We start from the raw sequence: 16431 nt of genomic DNA, 5'->3' as shown, positions 1-16431 counted from the left end.
CTTTGCCTCACGCGCTACACCTTGCCTCATGAGCCACCGTATCCTGTTTGTCTGTCTGGGCAATATCTGCCGTTCTCCTGCCGCCGAAGGTGCTTTTCGTACCCGTGCGCCCCATTTTGTCACCGACAGCGCCGGGACCTCGGGCTGGCATATCGGTGATCCGCCTTATGGGCCGATGCAAAAAGCGGCGCGGGCCCGCGGAATTAAGCTGGACGATCTACGGGCGCGGCAATTCGTGACCGAGGATTTCCACCGGTTCGATCTGATCATCGGGATGGATGCCGACAACATCGCGAATATCGAGGATCTGCGCCCTGCGGGCAACGACACCCCGGTTCGTTTGCTGACCGATTTTGCACCGCAAACTGGTGCGGACCATGTGCCCGATCCCTACTATACCCGCGATTTCGATGGAGCGCTGGACCTGATCGAAGCGGCCGTCGTAGGCCTTGAGACGCATCTGCGCGCTTAGCCCATCACCTTTAGCCGGCTCTCCAGCCATGGCAGTTGCGATAGCGCCGGGTCCACGATCTGGCTGCGCATCAGGCGGCGCATCATATCGGCCACCTCTTGCGGGACCTGATCTGACCAGTCAGTGCGGGTGAACAGGGAAATCATCCGCGAGAAATCCCCAAACGGGGCAGGGTGCGCCTCAAGCCCTTCATGGAACCGGGCGGCGCGCATGAACCCCAAGGGCGTGGTGATGGCCCAGCCGAGGCCACGCGCGACCATTGCCATCAGCGCAAGATGCGAGCCGATCTCGAACCGTTCCTCGAACTCTAGCTTCTGGCGGGCCAGATGGGCCTCGATCTGGCGGCTGATAAGCTGTTCACGGGCGTAGCGCAGAAAGGGTAGGGTCTGCACCGCATCCTGCGCTCCTTTAGGGGTGACCAGAATGAAAGGATCCTGCACAAGAGGGTATTCGGCTACGCCCTCAAGCACTTCACCGGAATGGGCCGAGACGGCCAGGTGCAGGCGCTGTGCCTCGAGTTCGGCAAACAGATCAAGACTGGGCAGGGTGATCAGCTTGAATTTCGAACGCGTCAAGCTGTCGGCCAGCAATGTCGCCAGTCTGGGTGTCAGGTCATTGTCGAAATCGTCGATCAGCCCGATGGACAGGGTAGTCAGATGGCCCAGATCCATCACGGTCAATTCGCTCTGGGCCATTTGCAATTCGGCCAAAACCGTCTCAGCGCGGGCCAGAAAGCTGCGCCCGGCCTGCGTCAGCCGCATTGGTCGGCGTCCGTGGTCGACCAGTTCGGTGCCCAATGCGTTTTCCAGATTGCGCAATTGCTGGCTGACCGATGGCTGGCTGAGCCCGGTGATCTCGGCCGCCTGCGCCACCGAGCCGGTGCGCGCCAAGGCCTCGAACACTTCAAGGCCCCGCAAAGTCAGCCCTTTTATCACCATCGCACACCCCTTTCACTGCGCCTTTTCTGCGGCGCAGGACGGGTCAGGTCAAGGATGCTGAGGTGTTTAGCTACAGATCGCCTGCGCCATCTGGCCGAAATTCTGATACCGATCCCAAAGAGCATCATCGCGCGCGCTGCGCGACATCTTCAACTCCTGCGCCTTATGAGGATCAGCGAACCATTTCGAGACGGTCTTTTGGTCGCTGCGCGTCAGCGCCTGATCGGCCACGCGCTGAATGCAACTGCATCGGTCGCGTGTCGCTGCCGAACGGTCGGATGCCAGACATGCCTGTTTGATCTGAGCGGCCCCGACGGCCAGCGGAGTGGTTGCCACAGACGCAGCGCAGAATGCGATCAGGAGGAACTTTTTCATGCTCGAGCCTCGTTTTTGCCTGCCCGGAGGGATCTTGCGCCCCTCTCGGCCTTTCGCGGAGTATGAATCAAACTGGTTTCGGGATCAATCGGGGGGTGCGAAAATGTGATTGGGCAGTGGAGCAAAGTCGCATTTGCTTAGGCAAACCAACGGATTTGAAAATAAAATGCTTAAGAAATACGGCCGCACATTCCATTTGCCACAATCCCCTGGGGCTACCAGCGATGACAAAATTATGCGCAGTGTCGACGGGCTGGTTGCCGCCGATGAGGTGGTCTTCACCGAGAAAATGGACGGTGAGAATACGACAATCCACAGTCAGGGCTGCCATCCACGCAGCCTTGATGCCCGATACCATCCGTCGCGCGATTGGATGAAAGCTTTTGCGGCTGGTATCTCACCTCAACTGGCCGAGAATGAGCGTATTGTTGGCGAGTATCTCTTTGCACGCCACTCTATCGTGTATCGCGCTTTACCATCCTATTTTCTGGGTTTGTATGGATCAAACAAGAGGAGGTTCAGGCCTGGGATGCGACTCTCTTTCGCTTTGCCGAACTTGGGATCGCGCCGGTACCAGAACTGCATCGCGGGCCGTTTTCGGATCAGGTTGTTAGCACTGTTCTTTCCAACCTCAATCGCGATAGGCAAGAGGGTTTCGTGGTTCGTGATATGGCTGCGTTTTCGGAACAGGATATGCCAACCCGCCTAGCCAAGTATGTGCGCGAAGATCATGTGCAAAGCGACACGCATTGGGTGAATGCCGAACCGATCAAAAACGAGCTTGCATGACATCCGACAAGCCATGCGAACAAAGGCGTTCGCATGGGGCTGTCCCACCTTGACCAGCGACTGTTTTCGAACCATATCCCGTCGCTATGACAGACCTCGCTCATATCCGCAATTTCTCCATCGTCGCGCATATCGACCATGGCAAATCCACCCTTGCTGACCGGCTCATCCAAGAGACCGGAACGGTCAAGGATCGCGACATGAAGGAACAGCTGCTCGACAGCATGGATATCGAGCGGGAACGCGGCATCACCATCAAGGCCAACACGGTCCGCATCGACTATACCGCCGACAATGGCGAGGCATATGTGCTGAACCTGATCGATACCCCCGGCCACGTGGACTTTGCCTATGAGGTCTCACGGTCCATGCGTGCGGTCGAAGGGTCTCTGCTGGTTGTGGACTCGACCCAAGGGGTCGAAGCGCAGACGCTGGCGAATGTCTATCAAGCCATCGACGCCGATCATGAGATCGTGCCAGTGCTGAACAAGATCGACCTGCCCGCGTCCGACTGTGACCGCGTGGCCGAACAGATCGAGGATGTGATCGGCATCGACGCGACCGACGCCATTCAGGTCTCGGCTAAGACGGGGCAGGGCATCCACGAGACGCTCGAGGCCATCGTGCAGCAACTGCCCGCGCCGCAGGGCAATCTCGACGCGCCGCTCAAGGCGATGTTGGTGGATTCGTGGTACGACGCCTATCTGGGTGTCATCGTTCTGGTCCGCATCATGGACGGCACGCTGAAAAAGGGCATGCGGGTCAAGTTCATGTCCAACGGCACGCTTCATCACGTCGACCGCGTCGGCGTCTTCCGTCCCGAGATGGAGATGGTCGACAGCCTAGGCCCCGGTGAGATTGGCTTTCTGACCGCTTCAATCAAACAGGTCCGCGACACCCGCGTCGGGGATACCATCACCAATGACCGCAACGGGACTGAGGACGCGCTGGACGGCTTCAAGCCCGCGCAGCCGGTGGTGTTCTGTGGCCTCTTTCCCGTCGACAGTTCCGAATTCGAAGACCTGCGGGACGCGATCGACAAGCTAGCGCTGAACGACGCGTCGTTCTCGTTCGAAATGGAAACCTCGGCGGCACTTGGTTTTGGCTTCCGCTGCGGCTTCCTTGGGCTGTTGCACCTTGAGGTCATTCGCGACCGGATCGAACGTGAATACGATATCGAGCTCATCACCACCGCGCCGTCGGTGATCTATCACGTCTACATGAAAGACGGCGAGATGATCGAGCTGCACAACCCCGCCGACATGCCTGATCCCTCCAAGGTCGACCATATCGAAGAACCGCGCATCAAGGCGACCATTCTGGTGCCCGATGAATATCTGGGCGACGTGCTGAAACTGTGTCAGGACCGCCGCGGCATTCAGCTGGACCTGACCTATGCCGGGTCACGCGCGATGGTTGTGTACGACCTTCCCCTCAACGAAGTTGTGTTCGACTTCTATGATCGCCTGAAATCGGTAACAAAGGGTTACGCCAGCTTTGACTATCAGATGACCGGCTATACCGAGGATAATCTGGTCAAGATGTCGGTGCTGGTGAATGACGAGCCTGTCGATGCGCTGTCAACCATGGTTCACCGCGACCGGGCCGAGATGCGGGGCCGGGCGATGTGCGAAAAGCTCAAAGACCTGATCCCGCGCCACATGTTCAAAATCCCGATCCAAGCCGCCATCGGAGGCAAGGTCATCGCCCGCGAGACCCTCTCGGCGCTGCGCAAGGACGTGACCGCGAAGTGCTACGGAGGCGACGCCACGCGGAAACGCAAGCTGCTGGACAAGCAGAAGGCGGGTAAGAAGAAGATGCGTCAATTCGGGAAGGTCGATATTCCGCAGGAGGCGTTTATTTCTGCGTTGAAGATGGATAGTTGACACCACCGTAACTAAGTCGTCAATTCTCACAAGTCGTATTTGATGAGGTGAGAATGACAGATACTGCAAAGTTGAAAGTGAACTATGGCTCTTTAGAAATTGAATTTGAGGGCCCGGTTACTTTCTTAGAAAACAATTTTACCGAGCTTTGTGAAAAAGTAGTTTCCTTGAGAGTTCCAGCACAGCAAAATCGTGCGGAAGCGGTTAGCGATCACGTCGAACAGCCTATCGTAGAAGCGGTTGCGCGCGATGGTCTGAAAGGGCTTTCGATGAATGCGATTGCTAACAAGATAGGCTGCACTAAAGGCGTTGATCTTCTCAAAGCAGCGGCGGCAAGCCTTCATTTAGTACAAGGACGTGAGACTTTTTCTAAGGACGAAATCCTGGAGGAAGCCAGAAAGGCAACGTCGTTCTTCAAATCATCGACCCACACCAAGAACAGTGGAACCTTGATGACCTCGCTTCTCAAACACGACTTTTTGCGAGAGCAATCGGCGGATAAGTTCGCGCTGTCGGCAACTGCAATCACCGAGTTAGAGGGAAAACTTGGCAACTGAAGTTGAACTAAGAAATTTCCTTTCATCAAGACCGAAGCAACAAGATGCGGCCTTGGCGGCGATTGCCTGTTTAGGAGTCGCCTCAAAAACTAGCGAAATTAAGGATGCATTGGTCCAGAATGGGGCTCGTTCTGCGCGAAGATGGAACATTTCTTCGGTCCTCAATCGCGCAAGCGGATTGGTCATTTCCCTACCTGATGGTTGGGAATTGACTGATAGAGGCGCGGAATACTTAAGTGAGATTGGTTTTGTCTCAACGAAACCACCGACAGCTAAGTTGAATACGTCGCTTAGAGGTCTTTTGGAGCAGATATCCGAGGATGAAACAAAGGAGTTCTTGACCGAAGTAATCTCCGCATTAGAGCACGGGTTATATCGTTCTGCAGTAATAATGTCTTGGGTGGCTGCAGTTCACACGTTGAAAGTTCAGGTGCTGAATTCTGGATTGCCTGCATTTAACTCCGAAGCCCTGAAACGAAACGCAAAATGGCGGCCAGCGAAGAACCTTGATGATATGTCGAGAATGAAAGAAGGGGAATTCTTGGATGTTTCGGAAGTTCTGGGAGTTATTGGAAAGAACGTCAAAACTGCGTTGAAAGAGTGCTTGGATCGCAGAAATGCCTGCGGACATCCTAATAGCTTTAGACTAAACGAAAACACGACAGCTCATCATGTTGAGACTTTGATTTTGAATGTTTTCGAGCCGTTCTCATTGTAAGGCTAGTGAGCAATTCAGACGAATTTCTCCGGGGTCAATCAACCCACCCGCCCGGCAGCACCGCCGGGCCGCGCCGACCCGCCCCCGTCAAACCGAAGGTTTGCCTCCGGCAAAACGGGCGGCGCGTTTGCGCCACCCCGCGGGCCGGCGCTGCCCTCGGTTCTTTTGATCGGACAACTGTGACCCAACTCACAGTCTCGTCCCCGCCTTCCTGCTACACTTAACCCCACGGCAACTTCGGCAGGAGGCCCCTATGTCCATGGTCCCCATCATCGCGCTCGGATCGGCAGGTCTCTATTCCATTGCCATGATCTCGATGAAGTTCTGGTGGAAAATCCCCGGCCTCGGCCTTAGCCTGTTGATCGTGGCAACCCTGCTGGCCGCCGCAACGCTGGAGCTTGCCGCGCTGCGCGAGGAGCGGTTGGGCATCATCTATACCGGCATTCTGGGGGCCGAGGTTGTGCTGATCGCCATCGCCTCGTTCTTCTTGTTCGGTGAAGACTTCTCGATGCGGGAAGGGGTCGGGATTGCCTTAGTTGTCGCCGGAACCGCCTTGGCGTGGGCCTGATTAACCGCAATCTAAACCCTTCATGAAGCTTCCTTCACAAATGTTGTAACGCGTCCGCCTCCTCCCAATCTGTTGAGCAGGCCAGCATCGGCCCGGACACAAATGGAGGAGAGACCATGACCAGATTTATGACTGCCGGAGCAGCCGCTTTGGCCACGAGCCTCAGCCTTGCCACCGCAGCCGCAGCCGATACGCCGGACCTGCGCGGGACGTGGACGGGCAGCTATACCGCCGTCGGGCCGAACCGGACCTCGACCGGGGACGCGCCTCGGTTCACCAACGCCGAGTGGGTTCTGGATATCCAAAAGCAGCAGGACAATGTGTTTTGGGGGCCCAGTAAGTGGCGTCCGAATGCGGCTCAGACCTGGCGTGTGATGGACGCGACTGGCACCATCAGTCTGGATGACCCGACCCGGATCAGCATCGTCGAAAGCTCGGCCAACCCCGAGATCGGTGTGAATGCGCTGATTGATGCCCGGTATGAGGACGGCAAAATTTACGCGGATTTCCGTAGCCTGCGTCGTGGAACGACCTACAGCACCGTTCTGGAACGGCAGGTGAACTGAAGCGACCCTGACTCGGACGGGCTGTAGGGGGTACCGGCTGCTAAGGTATGCCGCGGCGTAGTAGGTAATTCCGGCCGGGTCAGGGCGCTTCTCAGGACTACCCGTCTCCGCAGGGAGGAGGCGGTTCGGGCGGCGGCGCGCCCCACATGCAACAGGCTTTTGGTCCTTTCCGCCAGATACGCGGCGTCTCTTGGCGGCAGGGGATTGGGCCCGCGACCTTCAGCGCGGTGTTGCAGTGGTTCGATGCTGTCGCCCGAGCTCTCTGGTTTTTCAGGTCGAATTGCGCGGTTTGATTCGGATTGGCAACGTGATTCTGCCTCTGCACCTTCAGGAAACCCATTTGCGGGTGCAGAAACGGGTGCGAAGGAGGCCATTTTTCACAGACGGGAGTTTTCCGTACTCAACAGCCCCTCGCGGCTGGGTTTCCAGACTTGTCCACAAATTCATCCCTGCGGATATCAACACTTTATCCACGGCTAATTTTCATGCTGCGGTGCTATTTTCTTGCCGGACTGCGGATCGGATGTAACAGTTTCGTTATCGCCAAGGCCTTTAGGGGTCACGGCGGGACGCAAAGGCCAAAGGGGCTACGCGGATGATGGGGAACTTTCGGGTTTTTCTGTGATCGCAGCGGGTTACCGGCTGGTTTCAAGGTGGTCCGGGCATCATGGTCGGACCGTTTCGAAACCTTCTCAGATGGTCAATGCGGGCTGTGATGCGCTTTCACTAGCGTGGCACGGTGGTCGCGGTTCCTGCGGGGGCCGAGACAACTGGAATGGTGCGTCCCTCGGGTGTGCCGAACCGGCAAGGCGTCAGGAGTGTTCCGCAAGGGCACATGCAAAGACCGCGTCTGCGCACCTGACGCCTTTTCCTTTTCCCAGGCTATTGGGCAATCTGACTGCCACTTACCTTTCGCCAAATGCGAGAAGGGGTTCTTGTGTGACCACAAGAACCCCAACGTCGTGTCAGATATGCAATGCCGCGTCTATGCACCTGTGGCTCTATTATAGCCACGATATGCTGGATCATTCAACAATATATTGAGGGCGGCAAAGTTCTTGCCCCAAAATGGAGGGGATCAGATGTTTTCCTGAACGTCGCTTGCCGTGTTGGTAATTGCGTCCCCGGCTTTCTCGATATCCCGACCAACGCCTTTTGCAGTTTCGCAGGCGGTCAGGGCCAGCAGGGTCAGTCCAATCAGAGCGGTGCGGATCATCTGTGTCTCCATAGGTGTTTGCTATGCCGTGCCTAGCAGTTTTTCAAAAGCGAAACCAGCGTTTTGCAGCGGAATCAGTCCTTGCGGATGAAAGGGCCAAAAAGCGCGGTCAGCAGGAAGATTATAGCGGCGGCACAGACGATGCTGGGACCCGCCGGTGTGTCGGCCAGATAGGCACCGCCGAGCCCACCCAAAGCGGCGAGGGACCCGATCACGGCGGCGAAAACAGCCATGCTTTCCGGGGTTTTGACCAGCGACCGCGCCCCGGCTGCCGGAATGACCAACAGTGCGGCGATCAGCAGGATGCCAACCACTTTGATTGCGACTGCAACGGCCAGCGCCATGGCGAGGGTCAGCCAAAGCTCCTCGCGTTTGGGGTCGATGCCTGATGCATAGGCCAGATCGGGGTTCAGCGTGGCGACCAGCAAAGCAGACCACCTGAGTGTCATCACTGTCAGGATCAGCGCTCCTCCGATCCAGATGGTGGCAAGGTCCCCTTTGGTCACGGCCAGAATGTCGCCAAACAGAAAAGCGTTCAGGTCAAGACGTACATCTGACAACAGCGCCACCGTCACCAGACCTGCCGCCAGCGCGGTATGTGCGATGACGCCCAGCAAAGTGTCCATGGCAAAACCTTTGCCGCGCAACAACGTTACGGCCAAACCCATGGTAAGGGCCGAGGCCAGGATCGCGGGCAGAAGCGGAAGCGAGAAAGCAAGCGACAGCGCGACCCCAAGGACCGAGGCATGGGCCGTGGCTTCTCCCATATAAGCCATTCGGCGCCAAACGACGAAACAACCCAAAGGGGCCGCGGCAATCGCCACGCCAACACCAGCCAGCGCTGCGCGCACCATGAAGTCATCCAGCATCAATGTGCCTCATCATGCGAGTGATCATGGTCATGCGAATGACTGTGCTGATGCTGGTAGAGCGCCATGGTCCCCTTAGTGCCACTGCCGAACAGCGCACGGTATTCAGGCGCATCAGCAACCGTTCGCGGCGACCCTTCACAGCAGATATGTCCGTTCAGGCACAGAACCCGGTCCGAGGCCGCCATGACCACGTGCAGATCGTGACTGACCATGACGACTGCGCAGCCGATATCGCGGCGCACCTGCTCGATCCTTTGGTAAAAGGCCGCGGCGCCCGGTTGATCCAACCCTTGCGTGGCCTCATCCAGCAGAAGCACTTGGGGTTTCTCCAATAGGGCGCGGGCCAGAAGGACACGCTGGAACTGCCCGCCGGACAGTTTGGTCATTTGCCGGTTTCTGAGATCCGGTACACCTGCCAATTCAAGGGCCTGAACAGCCTCTTGTGCCGGGACCCGTCGGGGTAGGCCGAGGAAACGCTGAACGGTCATCGGCAGGGCCGCATCCAACGCCAATTTCTGAGGGACATATCCAATGCTCAGGTTTGGCGCACGGTGGACTGTTCCTTCTGCTGGCGGGATCGCACCGATCATGGCGCGCAACAATGTTGACTTGCCCGATCCGTTAGGACCGACAATCGTCACGATCTCAGCCTCGGACACCGATGCGTTGACGTTTTCCAGAATTGTGCGCCCATCCACCCGGATCGTCAGGTCCTTGAGAGTGATCAGTGGGGTCGTCACGCCTGTGTTCCAATACATTCCGGGCACAGGCCCTCAGCCTCGACCACGACACGTTCGATTTGAAAGCCGGATGTGTTTGCGGCAACGCCCAGACGGCCCTGCGTCAGTTCGGTTTCGGTTTCGGCGACCGCTTTGCAAGATCGGCAAATCAGAAAGGCTGGTACGTGATCATGGGTGGGGTGCGCGCATGCTGCATAGGCATTGAGCTGCTCAATGCGGTGGACAAAGCCGTGTTGCACCAGAAAATCCAGTGCCCGATAGGCCACGGGGGGTTGTGACCCCATGCCTTCCGCAGCCAGCACGGCCAGGATGTCATAAGCACCCATAGCCTTGTGTTTTTCCAGCAAAATCTCAAGAACACGCCGTCGAACTGGCGTAAATTGCAAACGTTTTGCTTTGCATTTCGCCTCGGCTTGGGCGAGGGCGGTATGTACGCAATGGGCGTGATCGTGCTGTCTGAAACCGACGGTGCTCATCCGGTGCTCCGAATTATTTTTGGCTTGATATGTTATAACGTCGGGCATATCAAGCGACCTAGAAATGTAATAACATATCATTCGAGGGTAATTATGCGACGGTCAGTTCTTTGTGCTGTGGGCTCTGTGTTGGCAAGTCAGGCGGTCGCCGAACCGCCCAAAGTGGCGGCGGATATTGCGCCTGTTCATTCGTTGGTCGCGCAGGTCATGACCGGTGTTGGAGAGCCCGCGTTGATCATCCCGGCCGGATCTTCGCCGCATGACCACGCCATGCGCCCATCCGAAGCGCGGGCGCTGCAATCGGCCGATGTCGTGTTCTGGGTCGGCGAAGAGCTAACGCCATGGATGGAGAAGCCGCTGGATGCACTGTCTGGCGATGCGCGCCTCGTCACTTTGTTGGATGCGGAAGGTACGGTGCTGTATGAATTCCGCGACGTGGTTGCAGATGACCATCACGATCATGACGAACATGAAGACCACGATGGTCACGATTCGCATGATGAACGCGAAGAACATGACGATCACGCCGGGCATGACGATCACAAAGATCATGAAGAACATGCGGGACATGACGATCATGACGGTCATGACAAAGATGATGAGCACGCGGCGCACGAGGATCATGATGATCACGCCAGCCACGACGATGATCATGACGACCACGCAGACCACGATGACCATGGTCATGATCATGACGGCGTCGACCCGCATGCCTGGCTCGACCCTGCAAACGGGCGTGTTTGGGTCCATGTCATTGCTGAGACGCTGGCCGCGTCAGACCCGGAGAACGCCGCCATTTACAGGGAAAATGCAGAGCGCGCCAATGCGGAGCTGCTTGAGTTGGAAGCCCAGATTGCCACAAAAATCGCTGGGATGCAGGATCACCGGTTTATTACGTTCCACGACGCCTATCAGTATTTCGAAAACCGTTTTGGGCTGCAAACATCCGGCTCCGTAAGTCTCGGCGATGCGTCCAACCCTGGGCCTGCGCGACTGGCCGCGCTGCAAGAGAAGGTAGCAGAGGATTCAATCCAATGTGCCTTCGCCGAACCTCAATACGACACGCGCCTTGTCGAGACAGCGATCGAAGGTTCTGGGGCCGGAGTTTATGAATTGGACCCGCTTGGCGTCGACGTCACCCCCGGAACCGATCATTACTCGGCGATGCTATTGGGGATGGCGCAGGGTTACGTGAATTGTGCCAGCGGGTCCTGAGCCGCGCTCAGGCTGCTTCTTCGGTGCAAAACAGCTCGTAAACAAGTTCCAGCATCCGGCGGGGGCGATCATCTGCCAAACGGTAGAAGATCGCCTTGCCCTCGCGTCGGGGCGCGACCAGCCCCTCAAGACGCAGGCGAGACAGTTGTTGGGACACTGCGGCTTGTCGCGCCGACAAAAGTTCTTCCAGTTCGGTGACCGATTTTTCGCCAGAGACCAAATGGCACAAGATCATCAGCCGCCCTTCGTGGCTAATGGCTTTCAGGAAGTTCGACGCGTCCGTTGCGTTCCCCGCGATCTGTTCGAGGTTCTGAGGTGACATATCCTGTGAAATCTGGAGCAGTGCCATTTATATTTTCCTTGTGGGCCCGGTCGACGGGCGAGTGTTTTCGATTTTCAATGATCTCCGCTGTGCGGAGGCCGTCTGCCTGTATTTTGACCAATTGCCCCCATATGCATGAATCAAAATGACGTGATGGGATGATGCTTGCACATGATTGTGAGGCTCTGTGTGTAAGATGCGTGTTTTTCGAGTCCGAACGGTCTCATTTGCACAAGAAGATACAGAAGTCTTTGGCCCCCCTTGCAGCCCCTCAGTGGCAGCACTAAGACTCGGGTAACGTTTCTTCGGGTATTGTCCCGATCCATAGCAAAGCAGGCAGGTTCCGTATGTTCGATCCCGTTGATACCTATATGAATACGCTCGTCCCCATGGTGGTCGAACAGACAAGCCGTGGCGAACGCGCCTATGATATTTTCTCGCGCCTTCTGAAAGAGCGGATCATTTTCATCAACGGCCCGATCCATGACGGGATGAGCCATTTGATCGTGGCCCAGTTGCTGCATCTTGAGGCCGAGAACCCGAACAAGGAAATCTCGATCTACATTAATTCGCCCGGCGGCGTTGTGACCAGCGGTTTGTCGATCTACGACACAATGCAGTATATCAAGCCGAAATGTTCGACATTGGTGATCGGTCAGGCGGCCTCGATGGGGTCGGTACTGCTGGCCGGGGGCGAGAAGGGGATGCGCTTTTCGCTGCCCAACAGCCGGATCATGGTGCACCAGCCCAGCGGTGGTTATCAGGGTCAGGCTAGCGATATCATGATCCACGCGGCCGAGACGCAAAAGCTGAAGGATCGTCTGTATGACATTTACGTGCGCCATACAGGTCAGACAAAAAAGGCGGTTGAAAAGGCGCTGGACCGTGACAATTTCATGAGCCCGGAAGAAGCAAAAGAATGGGGCCATATCGACGAAATCGTCGAAAATCGTGCAAAAATGGACGGGGACGACGCGTAGGAATCTGTGCCCGTGTTGACCACGTTGGGTACATTTTTGAGATTGTAGCCGCCCCGGTGGTGGCCTAAGCTGCACCAACAAGCGGCAAACGCGGCCCCGGGCGGGGCCGCAGAGACGAAGCCCGAAAGGTATAACATGGCGACGAATTCAGGCGGCGACGGCAAAAATACGCTCTATTGCAGCTTTTGCGGCAAGAGCCAGCATGAGGTGCGCAAGCTGATTGCCGGACCCACAGTATTCATCTGTGACGAATGCGTCGAACTGTGCATGGACATCATCCGCGAAGAGACCAAGGCCAGCGGCCTGAAGTCCAGCGACGGGGTGCCGACGCCCAAGGACATCTGCGAGGTTCTGGACGATTACGTGATCGGTCAGGCCACCGCCAAGCGGGTTCTGTCGGTTGCGGTTCACAATCACTACAAACGTCTGAACCATGCCCAGAAAGCGGGCAGCGATATTGAGCTGGCGAAGTCCAACATTCTGCTGATCGGCCCGACCGGCTGCGGCAAGACGCTGCTGGCCCAGACGCTGGCGCGTATTCTGGATGTGCCCTTCACCATGGCGGATGCAACGACCCTGACCGAAGCCGGGTATGTGGGCGAGGATGTCGAGAACATCATTCTGAAACTGCTGCAAGCGTCGGAATACAATGTCGAGCGTGCGCAACGCGGCATCGTCTATATTGACGAAGTCGACAAGATCACGCGCAAGTCCGAAAACCCCTCGATCACCCGCGACGTTTCGGGTGAGGGCGTGCAGCAAGCGCTGCTGAAACTGATGGAAGGCACAGTGGCCAGCGTTCCGCCGCAGGGCGGACGCAAGCATCCGCAGCAGGAATTCCTGCAGGTGGACACCACGAATATCCTGTTCATCTGCGGTGGCGCATTTGCGGGTCTGGACAAGATCATCGCGCAGCGCGGCAAAGGTTCGGCCATGGGCTTTGGTGCTGATGTGCGTGACAATGATGACCGGGGCGTGGGCGAGATTTTCAAAGATCTTGAGCCCGAAGATCTGTTGAAATTCGGCTTGATCCCGGAATTCGTTGGGCGTCTGCCGGTTCTGGCAACGCTTGAGGATCTGGACGAGGATGCTCTGGTTACGATCCTGACCAAGCCCAAGAACGCGCTGGTCAAGCAATACCAGCGTCTGTTCGAGCTGGAAGATGCCGAGCTGGCCTTTACCGATGACGCACTTAAGGCGATTGCCAAGAAGGCGATCGAACGGAAAACCGGGGCACGTGGTCTGCGCTCGATCCTGGAAGATATCCTGCTGGATACGATGTTCGAACTTCCAGGTCTTAAAAACGTGACCGAAGTTGTGGTCAACGAAGAGGCCGTGACCTCAGAGTCGCAACCGCTCATCATCTATGCGGATGCAGCGGAATCTGCGTCAGCCGGGTAACCCGCTTAATTTCAAACACATACGGCGCGGTTTTCCGCGCCTTTTTCTTGTGAGGCGCAGGAATGATCAAACGTATTTCGTCCGGTGGTGAGTTTGAAGCCAAACTCGGATATTGCCGGGCTGTAGTTGCAGGTGGCTGGGTCCATGTTGCGGGCACAGTCGGGCAAGGCAATGACGTGGTCGAGCAGTGCCGTTCGGCGTTGACGATCATTGAAAAGGCGCTGGCCGAGGCTGGAGCTGGGTTTGCTGACGTGGTCCGCGTGACGTACATGTTGCCTGACAAGGTCGAGTTCGAACCCTGCTGGCCAATCCTGAGCGAGACATTCGGCGCGAACCCACCGGCGGCAACGATGATCGAATGTGGGTTGATTGACCCGAAATACCGGATTGAAATCGAAGTGACCGCATATCTGCCGGAATGACAGGTGTGATCCTTGTGAGACTGGACCTTGGCGCGCCTTTGGTCCATATCTGCGGAAACAGAATTGCCGGAGGCAGCCCATGGGTATCCTGAACAATCTCTTGCGAGCCGTGACTTGGTGGAACGGGGCGACCTTGAACACGCAGATCTATACTGCACGCAAGGGTGAGAAGGTTGGCGAAGATGACCAGGGTAACGTCTTTTATCGCAACGCCGATGACAGCAAGCGCTGGGTGATCTTCAATGGTGAGGCCGAAGCCAGCCGCATTGATCCTGACTGGCACGGTTGGCTGCACCGCACGTGGGATGAACCACCGACGGACAAGCCGCTGGCGCATAAATCATGGGAAAAACCGCATCAGGAAAACCTGACGGGCTCAGCGCTGGCATATGCACCGGCTGGGTCGCTGCGCCGCCCGGACCCGATTGAACGTTCCGATTACGAGGCCTGGAGCCCCGAATAAACGAGGCAATTTATGTCGAGCTACAACGTAACCGAAGTCCTAGTTGGCGGCGCTGTTTTAGCCTGTGCCGTTGCGTTTGGCATCTATGCCAGTCAATCCACCGGCCTGTCGCAGGGCGGTACAGGGTACGAACTGGGGGCCTCGTTCCGGTCGCTGGAGGGCGTGGGCGTAGGGACAGATGTGCGCCTTGCCGGGGTTAAAATCGGAACTGTGACGGGGGTAACCCTGAATTCCGATACCTACCGCGCAGATACAACCTTTTCGATATCGGACGGCATTCTGGTGCCTGATGACAGCGCGATCGTGATTTCCTCCGAAGGGCTGCTGGGCGGCAACTTCGTTGAGGTAATGCCTGGTGGTTCGCCCTTTTATTTTGAGCCGGGTGACGAAGTTACCGACACGCAGGGCGCGGTCAGCCTGATCTCTTTGCTGGTTAAATTCGTTGCCGGGGACGGCAGCTGATGCGACGCGCAGCCCTTGTCGCGGCATTGTTGACCGCAACGGGCGTTTCGGCCCAGCAAAAGGTCCAATCCGGGCCGGGCGCGATGTTGCGCGGGTTGGACAAAGTCAGCGGCCAGACCGTGGATATCCAGATGCAAAATGGTCAGACCGAGGCAATCTTTGGTTTGGATGTTGCCTTGGGCGACTGCCGATATCCGGCCGAGAACCCGACCGGTGACGCTTTTGCCTATCTGACGATTTGGGAAAATGGTAAGACAGATCAACTGTTTGACGGTTGGATGATTGCAACAGCTCCGGCGTTGAACGCCCTGGATCACGCGCGCTATGACGTCTGGGTCATCCGTTGTATCACGCCTTCGGCGGATTGATCCAAAGCCGCGACAAAGTCAGCCTCAAGTTTGATTGCCTCTTCCAGTTCCTGCCGGTATTGCACGCGCGGTATCTCAATCGCGCCCAGAGAGGCCAAGTGCGCTGTCAAAAACTGCGTGTCGAATAGCTGGAATCCGGTTCTTCGCAGCCGGTCAATCAGATAGGCCAACGCGATTTTCGACGCATCCGTACGGCGGGAAAACATGCTCTCACCAAAGAAAGCTGCGCCAAGGGTCACGCCATAGACGCCGCCAACCAACGCGGATTCGTCCCACACCTCCAGCGAATGCGCATGGCCCGAGCGGTGAAGCTGTTGGTAGAGCCGGTGCAATTCGCTATTGATCCACGTATCTGCGCGGTCGGCACAGCCATCGACCACCGAAGCGAAGTCTTGATTGATGCTGATCGAATATCCGCATTTGCGCATCCGCCGCGCCAGACTGCGAGAAATGTGAAACCCGTCCAGCGGAAACACGCCGCGAAACTTGGGATCGACCCAGAACAACTCCGGGTCGTCGCGGTGCTCGGCCATCGGAAAAATGCCGACGGAATAGCCATGTAGCAAAAGTTCCGGCGAGAGGCTCATGCAGGACATCCCGCGGTCGAAAGGCCAAGGCCCTTCGA

At 57.0% G+C, this 16431-nt stretch carries 23 protein-coding genes and 1 pseudogene; 15 read left to right on the top strand and 9 right to left on the bottom strand.

Going from position 1 to position 16431, the window contains the following annotated elements:
• Nucleotides 1-28: 28 nt before the first annotated feature.
• Nucleotides 29-472, top strand: coding sequence for a low molecular weight protein-tyrosine-phosphatase (locus ACR0C5_RS03985; RefSeq protein ID WP_480874747.1), 444 nt, complete (start codon nt 29-31; stop codon nt 470-472).
• On the opposite strand, the gene ACR0C5_RS03980 is transcribed toward ACR0C5_RS03985, so the two are convergent.
• The 3 genes from ACR0C5_RS03980 to ACR0C5_RS03970 form a co-directional block, all read right to left on the bottom strand.
• Entirely contained in the window at nt 469-1410 is a 942-nt protein-coding gene (locus ACR0C5_RS03980; RefSeq protein WP_170790435.1) for a LysR family transcriptional regulator, read from the bottom strand. The two genes, ACR0C5_RS03985 and ACR0C5_RS03980, sit on opposite strands and share 4 nt — an antisense overlap.
• Nucleotides 1411-1476: 66 nt before the next feature.
• Nucleotides 1477-1785: a hypothetical protein gene (locus ACR0C5_RS03975; RefSeq protein WP_170770048.1), complete on the bottom strand. Its 309-nt coding sequence runs from the start codon at nt 1783-1785 to the stop codon at nt 1477-1479.
• A gap of 67 nt (nt 1786-1852) precedes the next feature.
• Nucleotides 1853-2116 carry a hypothetical protein gene (locus ACR0C5_RS03970; protein ID WP_480502900.1) on the bottom strand — a complete coding sequence of 88 codons (264 nt, stop codon included), beginning with the start codon at nt 2114-2116 and terminating at the stop codon, nt 1853-1855.
• On the opposite strand from ACR0C5_RS03970, the pseudogene ACR0C5_RS03965 reads away from it, so the two are divergent.
• The 7 genes and pseudogenes from ACR0C5_RS03965 to ACR0C5_RS03935 all read left to right on the top strand — a co-directional run.
• A pseudogene (locus ACR0C5_RS03965) lies at nt 2021-2218 on the top strand (RNA ligase family protein); the annotation flags it as partial. The gene ACR0C5_RS03970 and the pseudogene ACR0C5_RS03965 sit on opposite strands and share 96 nt — an antisense overlap.
• 44 nt (nt 2219-2262) lie before the next feature.
• Nucleotides 2263-2574 (top strand): RNA ligase family protein, encoded by a 312-nt coding sequence (locus ACR0C5_RS03960; RefSeq protein WP_480874744.1) that lies wholly within the window; start codon nt 2263-2265, stop codon nt 2572-2574.
• Nucleotides 2575-2660: 86 nt separating this feature from the next.
• Complete coding sequence (gene lepA, locus ACR0C5_RS03955) at nt 2661-4460, top strand: translation elongation factor 4 (RefSeq protein WP_170355008.1); 1800 nt, start codon at nt 2661-2663, stop codon at nt 4458-4460.
• A gap of 53 nt (nt 4461-4513) precedes the next feature.
• Entirely contained in the window at nt 4514-5017 is a 504-nt protein-coding gene (locus tag ACR0C5_RS03950; protein WP_480874682.1) for a hypothetical protein, read from the top strand.
• Nucleotides 5007-5735: a hypothetical protein gene (locus tag ACR0C5_RS03945; protein WP_480874679.1), complete on the top strand. Its 729-nt coding sequence runs from the start codon at nt 5007-5009 to the stop codon at nt 5733-5735. The genes ACR0C5_RS03950 and ACR0C5_RS03945 overlap by 11 nt, the downstream gene beginning before the upstream one ends.
• 253 nt (nt 5736-5988) lie before the next feature.
• On the top strand, nt 5989-6303 hold the full coding sequence (locus ACR0C5_RS03940) for a hypothetical protein (protein ID WP_237215608.1): 315 nt from the start codon (nt 5989-5991) through the stop codon (nt 6301-6303).
• 116 nt (nt 6304-6419) lie between these two features.
• Entirely contained in the window at nt 6420-6869 is a 450-nt protein-coding gene (locus tag ACR0C5_RS03935) for a hypothetical protein (protein WP_480874677.1), read from the top strand.
• Nucleotides 6870-7947: 1078 nt separating this feature from the next.
• On the opposite strand, the gene ACR0C5_RS03930 is transcribed toward ACR0C5_RS03935, so the two are convergent.
• From ACR0C5_RS03930 to ACR0C5_RS03915, 4 genes are all read right to left on the bottom strand, one after another.
• Complete coding sequence (locus ACR0C5_RS03930; protein WP_170770051.1) at nt 7948-8085, bottom strand: entericidin A/B family lipoprotein; 138 nt, start codon at nt 8083-8085, stop codon at nt 7948-7950.
• A 74-nt stretch (nt 8086-8159) separates the two neighbouring features.
• Nucleotides 8160-8954: a metal ABC transporter permease gene (locus ACR0C5_RS03925; RefSeq protein WP_170790437.1), complete on the bottom strand. Its 795-nt coding sequence runs from the start codon at nt 8952-8954 to the stop codon at nt 8160-8162.
• The gene (locus tag ACR0C5_RS03920) at nt 8954-9715 is read right to left on the bottom strand and encodes a metal ABC transporter ATP-binding protein (protein ID WP_480874674.1); all 762 of its coding nucleotides are present in this window, start codon (nt 9713-9715) and stop codon (nt 8954-8956) included. Before ACR0C5_RS03920 ends, ACR0C5_RS03925 begins: the two co-directional genes overlap by 1 nt.
• A complete protein-coding gene (locus ACR0C5_RS03915; protein ID WP_480502737.1) occupies nt 9694-10173 on the bottom strand; it encodes a Fur family transcriptional regulator in 480 nt (159 codons plus the stop codon). Before ACR0C5_RS03915 ends, ACR0C5_RS03920 begins: the two co-directional genes overlap by 22 nt.
• Nucleotides 10174-10266: 93 nt before the next feature.
• On the opposite strand from ACR0C5_RS03915, the gene ACR0C5_RS03910 reads away from it, so the two are divergent.
• Nucleotides 10267-11388, top strand: a complete 1122-nt coding sequence (locus ACR0C5_RS03910) for a zinc ABC transporter substrate-binding protein (protein WP_170770055.1) — start codon at nt 10267-10269, stop codon at nt 11386-11388.
• Nucleotides 11389-11395: 7 nt separating this feature from the next.
• On the opposite strand, the gene ACR0C5_RS03905 is transcribed toward ACR0C5_RS03910, so the two are convergent.
• Nucleotides 11396-11737 (bottom strand): ArsR/SmtB family transcription factor, encoded by a 342-nt coding sequence (locus tag ACR0C5_RS03905; protein ID WP_170770056.1) that lies wholly within the window; start codon nt 11735-11737, stop codon nt 11396-11398.
• Between the two features lie 320 nt (nt 11738-12057).
• Between ACR0C5_RS03905 and ACR0C5_RS03900 the strand changes: the two genes are divergently transcribed.
• The 6 genes from ACR0C5_RS03900 to ACR0C5_RS03875 all read left to right on the top strand — a co-directional run bounded on the left by ACR0C5_RS03900 (nt 12058) and on the right by ACR0C5_RS03875 (nt 15806).
• The gene (locus ACR0C5_RS03900) at nt 12058-12690 is read left to right on the top strand and encodes an ATP-dependent Clp protease proteolytic subunit (RefSeq protein ID WP_170770057.1); all 633 of its coding nucleotides are present in this window, start codon (nt 12058-12060) and stop codon (nt 12688-12690) included.
• A 135-nt stretch (nt 12691-12825) separates the two neighbouring features.
• A complete protein-coding gene (gene clpX, locus ACR0C5_RS03895) occupies nt 12826-14091 on the top strand; it encodes an ATP-dependent Clp protease ATP-binding subunit ClpX (RefSeq protein WP_170770058.1) in 1266 nt (421 codons plus the stop codon).
• Between the two features lie 62 nt (nt 14092-14153).
• Nucleotides 14154-14513 (top strand): RidA family protein, encoded by a 360-nt coding sequence (locus tag ACR0C5_RS03890; RefSeq protein WP_480874669.1) that lies wholly within the window; start codon nt 14154-14156, stop codon nt 14511-14513.
• A gap of 79 nt (nt 14514-14592) precedes the next feature.
• Nucleotides 14593-14976, top strand: coding sequence for an NADH:ubiquinone oxidoreductase subunit NDUFA12 (locus ACR0C5_RS03885; protein WP_170770060.1), 384 nt, complete (start codon nt 14593-14595; stop codon nt 14974-14976).
• A gap of 12 nt (nt 14977-14988) precedes the next feature.
• A complete protein-coding gene (gene mlaD, locus ACR0C5_RS03880; protein WP_170770061.1) occupies nt 14989-15438 on the top strand; it encodes an outer membrane lipid asymmetry maintenance protein MlaD in 450 nt (149 codons plus the stop codon).
• Nucleotides 15438-15806 carry a DUF2155 domain-containing protein gene (locus ACR0C5_RS03875; protein ID WP_170770062.1) on the top strand — a complete coding sequence of 123 codons (369 nt, stop codon included), beginning with the start codon at nt 15438-15440 and terminating at the stop codon, nt 15804-15806. Before mlaD ends, ACR0C5_RS03875 begins: the two co-directional genes overlap by 1 nt.
• Here the strand turns inward: ACR0C5_RS03875 and aat are convergent.
• A complete protein-coding gene (gene aat / locus ACR0C5_RS03870; protein ID WP_480874667.1) occupies nt 15761-16393 on the bottom strand; it encodes a leucyl/phenylalanyl-tRNA--protein transferase in 633 nt (210 codons plus the stop codon). The two genes, ACR0C5_RS03875 and aat, sit on opposite strands and share 46 nt — an antisense overlap.
• Nucleotides 16394-16431 lie beyond the last annotated feature (38 nt).

The organism is Ruegeria sp. N8 (genome assembly GCF_056531325.1).
The sequence above is the reverse complement of the archived record's forward strand: the minus strand, read 5'-3'. Positions and strand labels throughout refer to the sequence as shown.